This window comes from Sphingomonas sp. PP-CC-1A-547 (genome assembly GCF_003610375.1).
Taxonomy (GTDB): domain Bacteria; phylum Pseudomonadota; class Alphaproteobacteria; order Sphingomonadales; family Sphingomonadaceae; genus Sphingomonas.
Map to the genome: position 1 here is coordinate 747208 of NZ_RAPZ01000011.1, position 12230 is coordinate 759437.

10 protein-coding genes are annotated in these 12230 nt (G+C 64.1%); 2 read left to right on the forward strand and 8 right to left on the reverse strand.

Annotation, left to right across the window (positions count from 1 at the left end; all coding sequences use genetic code 11):
* Window positions 1-14 precede the first annotated feature (14 nt).
* Complete coding sequence (locus C8J39_RS09755) at window positions 15-2687, forward strand: M1 family metallopeptidase (RefSeq protein WP_165895172.1); 2673 nt, start codon at window positions 15-17, stop codon at window positions 2685-2687.
* A 269-nt stretch (window positions 2688-2956) separates the two neighbouring features.
* On the opposite strand, the gene C8J39_RS09760 is transcribed toward C8J39_RS09755, so the two are convergent.
* The 8 genes from C8J39_RS09760 to C8J39_RS09795 form a co-directional block, all read right to left on the reverse strand.
* On the reverse strand, window positions 2957-3550 hold the full coding sequence (locus C8J39_RS09760) for a TIGR02281 family clan AA aspartic protease (protein WP_120300248.1): 594 nt from the start codon (window positions 3548-3550) through the stop codon (window positions 2957-2959).
* Complete coding sequence (locus C8J39_RS09765) at window positions 3547-4311, reverse strand: MBL fold metallo-hydrolase (RefSeq protein ID WP_120300249.1); 765 nt, start codon at window positions 4309-4311, stop codon at window positions 3547-3549. The genes C8J39_RS09760 and C8J39_RS09765 overlap by 4 nt, the downstream gene beginning before the upstream one ends.
* Window positions 4308-5084, reverse strand: coding sequence for a TatD family hydrolase (locus C8J39_RS09770; protein ID WP_056058784.1), 777 nt, complete (start codon window positions 5082-5084; stop codon window positions 4308-4310). Before C8J39_RS09770 ends, C8J39_RS09765 begins: the two co-directional genes overlap by 4 nt.
* Window positions 5084-6631: a methionine--tRNA ligase gene (gene metG / locus C8J39_RS09775; protein ID WP_120300250.1), complete on the reverse strand. Its 1548-nt coding sequence runs from the start codon at window positions 6629-6631 to the stop codon at window positions 5084-5086. The genes C8J39_RS09770 and metG overlap by 1 nt, the downstream gene beginning before the upstream one ends.
* Window positions 6632-6710: 79 nt before the next feature.
* Window positions 6711-7688 carry an AAA family ATPase gene (locus tag C8J39_RS09780; protein ID WP_120300251.1) on the reverse strand — a complete coding sequence of 326 codons (978 nt, stop codon included), beginning with the start codon at window positions 7686-7688 and terminating at the stop codon, window positions 6711-6713.
* Between the two features lie 28 nt (window positions 7689-7716).
* Complete coding sequence (locus C8J39_RS09785) at window positions 7717-8880, reverse strand: D-alanyl-D-alanine carboxypeptidase family protein (protein WP_107956009.1); 1164 nt, start codon at window positions 8878-8880, stop codon at window positions 7717-7719.
* 26 nt (window positions 8881-8906) lie between these two features.
* Window positions 8907-9638, reverse strand: a complete 732-nt coding sequence (locus C8J39_RS09790; RefSeq protein ID WP_120300252.1) for a septal ring lytic transglycosylase RlpA family protein — start codon at window positions 9636-9638, stop codon at window positions 8907-8909.
* On the reverse strand, window positions 9622-10608 hold the full coding sequence (locus C8J39_RS09795; protein ID WP_243649939.1) for a lytic transglycosylase domain-containing protein: 987 nt from the start codon (window positions 10606-10608) through the stop codon (window positions 9622-9624). The genes C8J39_RS09790 and C8J39_RS09795 overlap by 17 nt, the downstream gene beginning before the upstream one ends.
* Before the next feature lie 317 nt (window positions 10609-10925).
* Between C8J39_RS09795 and C8J39_RS09800 the strand changes: the two genes are divergently transcribed.
* Complete coding sequence (locus C8J39_RS09800) at window positions 10926-12215, forward strand: N-succinylarginine dihydrolase (RefSeq protein ID WP_243649942.1); 1290 nt, start codon at window positions 10926-10928, stop codon at window positions 12213-12215.
* The last annotated feature ends 15 nt before the right edge of the window (window positions 12216-12230 follow it).

Genomic DNA, 12230 nt, shown 5'->3' on the forward strand with positions numbered 1-12230 from the left:
TCGGGAATCTTCACATGCGCGCCTCATGCCTCATCGGTTTCACCGCTCTCCTGCTGTCGTCGACCGCGCATGCAAGTCCGAAGGCGATGACGGAAGCGCCCGCCAAGGTGGCGATCGTCCCCGATGCGAACGCACCGAAGGGGCGTCTGTCCGATGCGGCGATACCCAAGGCGTATCGTCTCGACTTCACGATTTTGTCCGAGGCTGACCGGTTTTCGGGACATGACGAGATCGACGTCACGCTGAAGGCTGAGACAAAATCCCTGTATATTCACGGTCGCGACCTGAAAATTGGCAAGGCGGTCGCGATGATAGGTGGCAAGGCGACCCCGGCGATCTTCACGCAGGTCGATCAGAGTGGCACAGCGCGGCTGGACTTCGCGAATGTGCTGCCTGCCGGCGCGGCGACGCTGGCGTTCGACTATACGGGCAGTTTCGGAGACAGCGCCTCCGGCCTGTTCCACGTCAAGGTCGGCGATGCCTGGTACAGCTGGACGCAGTTCGAAAGCATCGATGCACGCGCTGCGTTTCCCGGGTTCGACGAGCCTGGCTTCAAGACGCCGTTCACCGTGTCGGTCACGACCCATCCAGGTCTGGTCGTGATCGGCAACGCGCCGAAGGTGTCCGTCACGAAGGTTGCCGGGGGGATGGAGAAGCATCAGCTCGCGGTTACCAAGCCATTGCCGACCTATCTCGTTGCGTTCGACACGGGGCCGTTCGTTCACCAGACCGGAACGATCCCGGCGACCCCCGAACGGCCTACGCCGATGCCGTATGGCGCCGTCGCGACGCACGCGCAGAAGGACAAGATGGGCTATGTGATGGCGGAGACGCCGCGCATCGTGTCTCTGCTCGAGCAATATTTCGGCGAGCCGTTCCCATTCCCCAAGCTCGACCAGATCGGCACGCCGATCATGCCGGGCGCGATGGAAAACGCGGGCGCGGACACCTATGGCGACGGCATCATCTTCCTCTCTCCCGGCGCTACGACGTCCGACAAGCAGGCGTTCGGGATGATCGTCGCGCACGAGCTCTCGCACCAATGGTTCGGCGACCTCGTCACGCCGGCATGGTGGGACGACATCTGGTTGAACGAAAGCTTCGCCAACTGGATGGGCTATCGCATCGGCAACGCCTGGCGGCCCGAGCTTAACATCGGCGTCGGCGCGCTCGATGAGGGCTTCGGCACGATGAACACCGATGCGCTGGAGGTCGGACGCCCGATCCACCAGCCGATCACCGACAACGGCCAGATCGACTCCGCGTTCGACGGCATCACATACGGCAAGGGCGGGCAGGTGGTCGCGATGATCGCGGACTATCTCGGGGACGAGAAGTTCAAGGCGGGCGTCCGCCTTCACCTCAAGCGTCACGCATATGGCAATGCGACCTCCGAGCAGTTCTTCCAGTCGATCTCGGATGCGGCGAAGGATCCGCGCGTGCTGTCCGCGCTGAAGTCGTTCGTCGACCAGCAGGGCGTTCCGGTCATCGACGTCCGGCGGCAGGGTAACGGCATCGTCGCATCCCAGTCGCGCTATGCCTTCCTGGGATCGACTCCGCCTCCGTTGAGCTGGACGATCCCGTTCTGCGTTCGCGTCGGCGCGGCGAAGCAATGCGCGCTGCTCGACAAGACCACGACGTCGATCGCTGCTCCCGCCTCGGGCCTAATAATGCCGAACGTCGGTGGTGCGGGCTATTACCGTTTCGACATGGCGCCGGCGGACTGGCAGGCGTTGATCGCGGCTTCGGGCACGTTGTCCCCGGGCGAGGCGCTCGCCACCACCGACAGTCTGTGGGCTGCGTTCCGCGCTGGTAAGGCGCCAGCCGCATGGCTGTTCGCGGAAGCGCGTGCGGTCGCGGCAAATCCGGACTCGACCGCCAGCATCGACGGCGGCCGGCGAATTGCCGGTTTGCGCTCGCGGGGGCTGATCTCGGCCGCTTCGTTACCTGCCTACCGCGTACTGTTGGCCTCGATCTATACACCGCGCCTGACTGCGCTTGGTTTCAACCCAGCCGCGGGCGCCTATGCAAAGGATGATCCAGGCCGGCAGAACCTACGCCACGAACTGGTCAACCTCGTCGCGGACGATGCGCGCGATCCGGCTGTCCGCAACACGCTGAAGGTGGCGGGGAAAAAATACCTGGCGGGCGACACCGCGGCGCTTGATTCCGGCTTTCTCGGAGCTGCATTGACCGTGGTAGCAGAGGAGGGCGGTCTGCCTGCTACTAAGATGCTGGTCGACAAGGCGTTATCGAGCGAGGACCCGGGCTTCCGCCAGGCTGCTCTCGGTGCCGCTGGGTCCAGTGGGCGGTCCGACGCCGCCAATTATCTCCTGTCGCTCGAAGATAAACGGATGCGGAGCTATGACAGGATCGGGCTGATCTTCGGTGTCGCCGGCAATGCGGAAACGCGCGATCTCGGCATCGACTGGATCCTGACGAACTACGACAAGCTTCTCGCCGGTGGCAACGGCATCTTCATTACCAGCCGCCTGCCGCAGGCGCTCGCCGTCCAGTGCGGTGCCGATCAGGCGGACCGGATCGATGCCAAGGTCGGCGCCTCGATCCGCAAGGCTAACGTCGGATTGCTCAACTACGAGCGTACGCTGGAGAGCATTCGCCATTGCGGTGTATTGCGGCAGGCGAAGTCCACGGAGATCGCAGCGGCCCTTGCCAACGCGAGGTAGCGCGCAAAGATGGGGACTGAGGCAGCGCGGCGTGGCTCTGCCTCAGCCTTTTCATATGCCGGACGATGCCTTCGATACGGTATCGTGCCGGATCGATGGCATCGTCATTGCAGCGTTCACCGTTGAACCGCGTACGCTGAGCCAGGGATGAGTGACGAGTAGGGCGTCTTCATCAAACGTAAGCTGTTCGGGCTACCGAGACGCCGAGGAACACCTCGGAATCAACCAATACGCCTTACACAATACTCAGATCGATAATACACATTATGTTAAATATGGGGTGGTGGTGGCGAGAGGATCAGCGTCTTTCCAACGACCCGCCACGAACCCAGCCGCGACAGGAAGTTCATGCCGAGGATGTCCGTCTCTTCGAAGGCCGGCGACGTCACGATTCCCAGGTCGGTCATGACGATATTTCCGACGGCTACGCGTTTCGCAGTCGCCGACCGTGCGGTGACCTGGCCGTTGGCGGTTGACAGAATTACGGGAAACGGACTTTCGGTCAGGTCGAGGCCCGCCGCCTTGGCGGTCTGCATCGACAGTGCCGTCGTCGTGGCGCCGCTATCGATCAGCATGCGTCGACCGACTCCGTTGATCTCCACGTTCGCCCAGAAATGACCGTCGTCTGCCATGCGTATGCGCGTTTCCGTTCCGCTAACCTGTTGATCGTCGAACATCGCAATGACGCCGGACAGTCGATCTCGTTGGCTCGCAATCAGGAAACCGACGGCGAAGATGCCTACCCATGCCAGCGCCATCTTGAGCATCGGCTTGACGGCGCTTCGCCGCGCAACCAGCGCCGACAGCGGCAAGATCAGCATCACGGCGTACAGCGCGAACTGGGCTGCACGGTCACCCGTCATGCGTCGAGCACGAGCCCGTCATAACCAGGCTCGACGCCCTTCGGAAGTTCGGCGACCAAGCTAGCATAGTCCATGCTGTGGTCCATGTGGATGAGCGCGGTACGCCCCGGCTGCAGTCGGTCGACCCATCCGAGTACGGCCGGCAATTCCATGTGCGTCGGATGCGGTCGTCTCCGCAACGCATCGACGACCCAGACGTCGAGCCCTTCGTAAAGCTTGGCCATATCGTCGGTCATGATATTAAAATCGGTCGCATATCCGATCGAAGCGCTACCCGCTTCGAACCGAAGTCCAGCCGCGTGGATGTTACCGTGAGGTTGATCGGTAACGCGAATTTCAATCCCGCCTATCGTCAGCCGATCGGGTAGCGTTTCTGCCGCGATCGTCGGCGGGTAGCCCGCTCGGCCGTGGAATGCATAGGTGAAACGCGAGTCCAGCGCCGCGAGCGTGTGGGGTCGTGCATAGCCGCGTACCGGCGTTCCCGCGGCGTGGTAGAGCTGGCGCAGATCGTCGATACCGTGGCAGTGATCCGCATGATCGTGCGTCCAGATAACGGCGTCGACCCGGTCGACGTCGGCCGCGAGAAGTTGCTCGCGCATGTCCGGGCTCGTGTCGATCAGGATGCGCGTACCATCATGCTCGATCAGCGCGGACGCGCGCGTGCGGCGGTTGCGTGGTTCGGCAGGGTCGCAATCGCCCCAGTCGTTGCCGATCCGCGGGACGCCGGACGATGTGCCCGATCCGAGAATCGTGATCCTCATGCGCGCGTCTTGCCGAACAGCGTGTGGAAATTCTCGGCCGTACGGCGCGATAATTCCTCGACATCCTCACCGCGCAAGTCGGCCAGGAATTTCGCCGTGTCGGCGACGAAGCCGGGCTCCCCGGTCTTGCCACGATGCGGGACCGGCGCGAGAAACGGTGCGTCGGTCTCGATCAGAAGTCGCTCGATAGGCAAGCGCGCGGCCGTCTCTTGCAGATCACGTGCGTTCTTGAAGGTGACGATACCCGATATCGAAATATAAAGGCCCATGTCCAACGCCTTGTCAGCGAAAGCTCCGCTTGCGGTGAAGCAGTGGATGACGCCGGGATAAGCCCCCTTCCCCATTTCCTCAGCCATGATCGCGGCGGTATCGTCCTCGGCATCGCGTGTATGGACGACGATCGGTAACCCAGTCTCGCGCGATGCCGTGATGTGCGCGCGAAAGCTCGCTTGCTGGCGGGCGCGATCCGACGTGTCGCGGAAATAGTCCAGGCCACTTTCGCCCAGCCCCACCACACGAGGATGACGTGCCCGCTCGATCAGCTTGGCGGCATCGACATCGGGATAGGTGTCGGCCTCGTTCGGATGGATGCCGATCGTAGCCCAGACGTCGGGCTCGCGCTCGGCGGTCGCGACGATATCATCCCACTCGCTCTCGCGGGTCGAGATGTTGAGCATCGCCGTCACCCCCCGCGCTCGCGCCCGTGCAAGTACGGCTTGCTGATCCTCTACGAGCCCCTTGTAGTTGAGGTGGCAATGGCTGTCGGCGAGCATCAGGCCTCCGCGGGCAGTTCGAGACGGGGGAAGACGGGGGATGGCGGTGCGATCCGGAAGTCGGACGCAGCAACCCGGTCGTACCAGCGATCATCGTCGATCGCGGCATGATCGCGTTCTACCGCGCCGATCTGATCGAGCACTTTACCGGCGGAGTCCGGCACGACCGGCAGGATCGCGATCGCCAGCATGCGGATCGCGCGCACCAGCGTGCGCAACACGGCGTGCATCCGGTCGGGATCGGTCTTGCGCAGTGCCCAAGGCGCCTGTGCGTCGATGTACTGGTTGCAGGCGAACACGCCACGCATCCAGGCCTCGATACCCTGCGACAACGCCAGATCGGTAAAGCCTGCCTTGAAGCCGGCACACGCGACGATGACCTCCTCGATCAAAATGCCATCCGCCTCGTGGACCGTACCTGTCGAGGGAAACACGCCTTCCAAGTTCTTGGCGATGAAGGACAAAGTACGCTGAGCCAGATTGCCGAAGCTGTTGGCCAGTTCGGCGTTCACACGGGTCACGATCGCCTCGGGAGAATAGCTCCCGTCCTGACCGAAGCTGACCTCCCGCAGGAAGAAATACCGCAGTGCGTCGACGCCGAACGCATCCGCCAACGCCATCGGATCGACGACGTTGCCGACCGACTTGGACATCTTTTCGCCGCGTGTGAGCAGGAAGCCGTGACCGAACACGCTTTTCGGCAGCGGAATGTTCGCGGACAACAGGAACGCGGGCCAGTACACCGCGTGGAACCGGACGATATCCTTGCCGATCAGATGGATATCGGCGGGCCAGAACTTCGCCTTGTCGCCCGTCATGTCGGGATAGCCGATACCGGTCAGGTAGTTCGTCAGCGCGTCGACCCACACATACATGACGTGCCCGGGGCTGTCGGGTACCGGCACGCCCCAGTCGAAGCTGGTACGCGACACTGACAGATCCTTCAGACCACCCTCGACGAAGCGCATCACTTCGTTGCGGCGGCTTTCGGGGCGGATGAAGTCGGGGTTGGCGGCGTAGAGATCGAGCAGGGGCTGCTGGTATTTCGACAGGCGAAAGAACCACGTTTCCTCGGCGGTCCATTCGACCGGCGTACCTTGCGGCGAACGGCGATCGTCGCCCTCCCCGGTCAGTTCGCATTCATCGTAGAACGCCTCGTCGCGAACCGAATACCAGCCCTCGTAGCGATCGAGATACAGATCGCCCGAGTCCGCCATAGCCTGCCAAATGGCCCGGCTTGCGGCATAGTGATCCGTGTCCACGGTACGAATGAAACGGTCATAAGAGATACCAAGACGATCGGCCATCACGCTGAAATGCGACGACATCTCGTCTGCGAATGCGCGTACCGGAATGCCTCGGTCGCGCGCGGCCTGCGCCATCTTCAGACCATGCTCGTCGGTACCGGTCTGGAACAGCACGTCGCGTCCCGCTTGACGCTGGAACCGGGCGATCGCGTCGGCGGCGATCATCTCATAGGCATGGCCGATATGCGGACGGCCATTGGGATAGTGGATCGCGGTGGTGATATAAAAGGGGTCGGCCATGCCGCGCTCCTAGAGCATCGGTCCGATCAGGTGAAGCCCACGCTAAGACCCGGCCGGAATGCTCGGATGAATTTGCCGCTCACTGACGCAGCGACGCGACGATCCCGGCCATTTCGAAGACGGTCGCCTGCGCGTCCAGCGACAGTCCAACCGCCGCGCCGGCGAGATCGCGCGCAGCCGCATGGGCATCGAGCGCGGTACGCAAAGCGGGTCCGGATCGCGTGCGCGCCTGGTCGGCGACAAAGGCTTGCGCGCGGTCCAGGAACGCCTCGTATCGCGGTTGCGACGTCTTGCTCCCCAGCGCTTTTGCCAATTTGAGGCGGCGGCCATTGTCGCGGTCACCATCACTCGCGATATCGGCAAGCGCGCTGTCGATGCCGGCGATGTCCAGGCCGGCATAGCGTAGCGCCCTGCCCGGCGCCCCGTCGCTGGCACGGACAAGCGCGGCGACCTCTTCGTCATCCGCTTCGGGGCGGAGTGCGCGGATCGCCTTCGTCACCTCGTCTTGACTCAGTGCTTCGAACCGCAGCAGTCGGCACCGTGAGCGGATCGTCGGCAACAATCGCCCGGGGGCGTGGCTGACGAGCAGGAAGATCGTTCCGGCGGGCGGTTCCTCGAGGTTCTTGAGCAACGCATTGGCACCGCCGCGTTCGAGATCGTCGATCGCATCGATCACTACCACGCGGCGCGCACTCATCGACGGCGTCGTCGCGAACAGCGGCTGGAGCGTGCGGACCTGTGCGATGGTGATGCTCCGCGCGAGGTCCAGGTCGGGTTTCTCAGGATCCTTCGGAAGGCGCGCGAGCACACGATAGTCCGGGTGAGACCCCGCCTCGATCAACGACCGCGTGCGGTCGCCCTGCGGTACGTCGAACCCGGCCGGCGTGGCATCGGGATTGGCGCCGTCAGCCAGCATCCGCATCGCCGCCAGCCGCGCGAAACTCGCCTTGCCGACACCTTGCGGTCCGGTCAGCAGCCAGGCGTGATGCAACGCGCCGCCACGCATCGCCGCAAGGAAAGCGGACTGCGCGGCGGCGTTGCCGAATATCTCAGTCATGCCCGTCGCGCGTCCGGGACATGCATCGTCATCCGAAGAACCCGGTCAGGCCTGCCCAGGCACGTCCGAAGAACCCGGCTACGGCGACATCCTTGTCTGCGACTAGCGGCATGCGCTGCTGCAGGCCGTCCGACGTCGTTACGACGAGATCCGCAATGTGCTGGCCGGCTTTGATTGGCGCCTTGATCGGGCCCTCGTACACGACCTTGGCGGTGAGGTTCGGCGACGTACCGGCGGGCAGAGTCACGGTCAGCGCCTTGGGCGCGACGAGACCGACCGACGAGGCATCGCCGAGCTGGACCGCTGCGGTCTCGACCTTCTTGCCCTTGGCGACGATCGGCTTCGACTGCCATGCGCGAAAGCCCCACTCCATGAAGCGCACTGATTCCTCTGCGCGCTGCCCGGCGCTGGTCAGGCCGGCGACGACCATAACCAAGCGACGCCCGTTTTGCACAGCCGAGCCGGTGAAGCCGTAGCCCGCCTCCTCGGTATGCCCGGTCTTCAAGCCATCGGCACCGGCGACGCGACCGAGGATCGGATCGCGGTTTGCCTGCGTGATGGCGCTGCCGCCCATCGTCTTGCCCCAGGTGAAGTCGCGCTTCGAATAGAACTGCCTGTAGAGGTCTGGATAGTTGTTGATCGTCGCGGCTGCGAGTTCGGCAAGATCATGTGCGGTGACGTAGGTGACGCCGTTGTCGGGCCAACCGTTCGCGGTGCCGAAATGGCTGTCCTTGAGGCCGAGTTCGGCTGCCTTGCGGTTCATCCGCTCGGTGAAGGCCTGTTCGGAACCGGAGATCCCTTCGGCAAGCACGATGCACGCGTCATTACCCGATAGCGTGACGATGCCGTAAAGCAGGTTGGCGACGCTGACGTTCTCACCCGAGGACAGGAACATCGTCGAACCCGCGGTTGGGCCATGCCATTTGGCCCAGGTCTCGGGGCGCACGGTCATCATCTGGTCGAGCTTCAACTCGCCCTTCTTGACCATGTCGAACGCGACATAGACCGTCATCATCTTGGCGAGCGACGCTGGCGGCATGCGGCGGTCGGCATCACGCGAGAACAACACTGCGCCTGAGGACAGGTCTTCCATGTACGCGATCGGCGCGGCGGTCTGGAACTGCGGCGCAGCGGCGATGGACGGATGCGCCAGCGCGAGGGCGGCAAGCGGTGCGACGATCAGCTTCTTCATGGGGTATTCCGTGAGCAAAAGGGAACTCAATCCGTGGGCAGGACCTGGGCATCGCCATAGCCGCGCTCGGCGACCGCGTCACGCGCGCGTTGCAGGCTGATAGCATCTTTGAACGGGCCGATGCGGACGCGGTACAGGCCACCGCCTTCGATAACGTCGGCGTCGAGGCGCTTGGCCAAGGCGGCCGCGCGCGCTTCGTTCGAGAAGGTCGCGACCTGCAGCAGATACCGACGGCCGGGTACCAGCGTCATCGGCGCACGAGACGGCAGGGTGTCGGTGCTCATCGCGCGGGTATAGGCGGCGGGTTGCAGAGCGACCGCCTTACCCGCCCGCAGCAGGGAAGCATCCCGCATCGACGGCACGATCGCACGGATACGGACTGTTGCGACCTGATGGCGGTCGGTGCCGAGCATGTGCGCCGCGGCACGGGACAGGTCGATCATCCGGTCACGACGACCGGGGCCGCGATCGTTGATGCGGACCAGAATCGACCGGCCGGTCTCGATCGAGGTGACTTCGACGAAAGACCCGAGCGGTAGCGTGCGATGCGCCGCGGTCATCGCATCCGGATCGAACGCCTCGCCCGATGCCGTGCGGTTTCCCGACAATTCGTCGCCGTACCAGCTTGCCGTGCCGGTATCCTGATAGCTGCCGTACAGTCCGCCGCCAGCCGACAGGATCGCGCCACCGCTTTCGCGCGCGTGACCACAGGCCGCGAGCGCGAACGCCAGGCTTAAGGCCCTAGCGCTCGACCGCATCGGCCAGCAATCCGACCGACAGCGCATAGAAATTCGAACAATTGTAATCGAGAATCACGCGGTAGTTGCTGGTCAACAGATACGCCGTCGCGCCCGGGCCATCCGGTTCGAGCAACGTCGCCATCACCGAACCGTCCAGCGCTCTACCGCTTTGCGCGCTGACCCCCAGGGCGCGCCACTCGGCTATCGTCCGCCAGCCGCTATGCCGTTCGAACACACGCGGGCAGCGCGGCGAGACGAGGCGGTTGCGGACCTGCGATCGATCGAACCCGGCGGGCACGTTGACCGCGACACCCCAGGGCTGACCGGCACGCCAGCCTGCGTCGACGAAATAGTTGCCGATCGACGCGAGCGTATCGGCGGGGCTGTTCCATATATCCGCGTGGCCATCGCCATCGCCGTCTCGCGCGATCCGCAGATAGATGGATGGCAGGAACTGCGGGTTGCCCATGGCCCCTGCCCAGCTTCCCTTCAATTGCGACCGCGTCACGCCGCGATCGAGCATCTTCAACCCGGCGATGAACTCGCCCGCGAACAGCGACCTCCGCCGGCCTTCATAGGCGAGGCTCGCGAGCGACCGCAGGAGATCGAAGTCGCCCGTATAGCTGCCGTAGTTCGTCTCATGGCCCCAGATCGCGACCATGACTGATTCCGGAACGCCGGTCTGCTGCTCGATCCGCTGCAGCCGATAGCGTTGCGCCTGATAGGTCTGGCGACCGCGAGCGATCCGTGCCGCGTCGACATGTTGCGTCCGATACGGCGCGAAGGCGGGTATAGCGCTGGAGTTCGTTGCGCCCGGCTGTGCCCGGTCGAGTTCGATCACGCGGGGGTTGAGCGTCAGCGTCGGAAAGACCGCATCCGCCGTACGCGCGCTGACACCATCGGCCAGCGCCTGCTGACGCAGTTCGCGCATGTACGACTGAAACCCTGCGTCGTCCTGCGCCGCTGCCGGTCCGCCGACGGACAGCATTGCGATCGCACCGAAAGCGCCGTTGCGCAGCCAAGTCGCTGCTCGTGTTACCCCACCCATGCCGAAGGATGTGCCACAGACACCAGCGGATCGGAACCTCGCACCGTCGCACGGTTGCCACGCACAGGCGCTTGATCGCGTTGAGCGGAAGCGTATCGCGCGAACCCGGCCCGTCGATCGAGACCGCTGGCGCTGCCCAATTGCTATCCTTCATCGAGCACGACACCTTTTACCCTGTCGGCAATTCCGGCTATCGGCCTGCCATTCGCGGGACGGCGGTGGCGAACACCGAGACCGACGGGACGAGGAGTGATGCCGTGATCGAGGTCAATTTCGATGGAATCGTCGGCCCGACGCATAACTACGCGGGGCTCTCGATCGGCAACCGTGCCTCGTCCGCCAACGCCGGTGCGGTGTCCGCCCCGCGTCTTGCCGCGCTTCAGGGCATGGGCAAGATGCGTCGCCTGATGGCGATGGGCCTGAAGCAAGGCGTCTTCCTGCCGCACGTCAGGCCGCAAGTCGATTGGCTGAGGGCGCTAGGTTTCGCGGGTTGCGATGCGGAAGTCCTGTCGTCCGCGTGGGCTGCCGACAGAGCGCTCGTCGCCAACGCAATATCGGCGTCGTCGATGTGGACGGCGAATGCGGGCACGGTGTCCCCGGCAACCGACACGGATGACGGCCTATGCCATATCTCGGTCGCGAACCTGTCGACGATGCCGCACCGCGCGATCGAGGCCGTGCAGACTGAACGACAACTCCGCCTCGCATTCTCGGACGCACGATATTTCCAGGTGCATCCCCCCCTGCCCGCCGCATTCGGGGATGAAGGTGCAGCCAACTTCATGCGGCTGGTCTCGCCCGCCGGCGGCGCAGCGGTAGAGATGTTCGTCTATGGTGAGGGTCAGGCGGGTGGCTTCCCCTCGCGTCAGCACCGCAGCGCGAGCGAGGCGGTCGCACGCCGCCATGGCCTCGACCTCCGCCATACGTTGATGGTTCGGCAAAGCGCGGCGGCGATCGCGGCGGGTGCTTTCCATAATGACGTGGTTGCAGTGGCCAACGGTCACGTCCTGTTCGCGCATGAGCAGGCGTTCGCCGACCCTCGCGCGCTGTACGATGCGGTGACGGTGCTCGTCCCGGACGCGGTGATCGTCGAGGTTCCGGCAGATCGCGTGAGCCTCGACACGGCGATCCGGACATATCTGTTCAATTCCCAACTGGTCACGATGCCGGATGGGGGAATGACCCTTGTCCTGCCGGCCGAAGCACGTGAGCATGCCGACGTCTGGACTTGGCTGTCGGAATTGATCGCAGCCGGGGGGCCGATCACCCGACTGCAGATCGTCGACGTCCGCGAATCGATGCGCAACGGCGGCGGTCCCGCGTGTCTCCGGCTTCGCGTTCAGGTCGATGCGGAAGCGTTTGCGGCGATCGATCGCCGCTTCCTGCTCGATGGTGCGGCCTGTGACCGGATCGAGGCCGTCATTGCGCGCGAATGGCCCGAAGCGATTGCGCCCGATGATCTGGGTAATCCACATCTTTGGGAGCAGTGTCTCCGTGCCCGCTCGGCCTTGACCACAGCGCTCGGTTTCAGCCCTGACGAGATCTGATCGGTGGCGCACTCT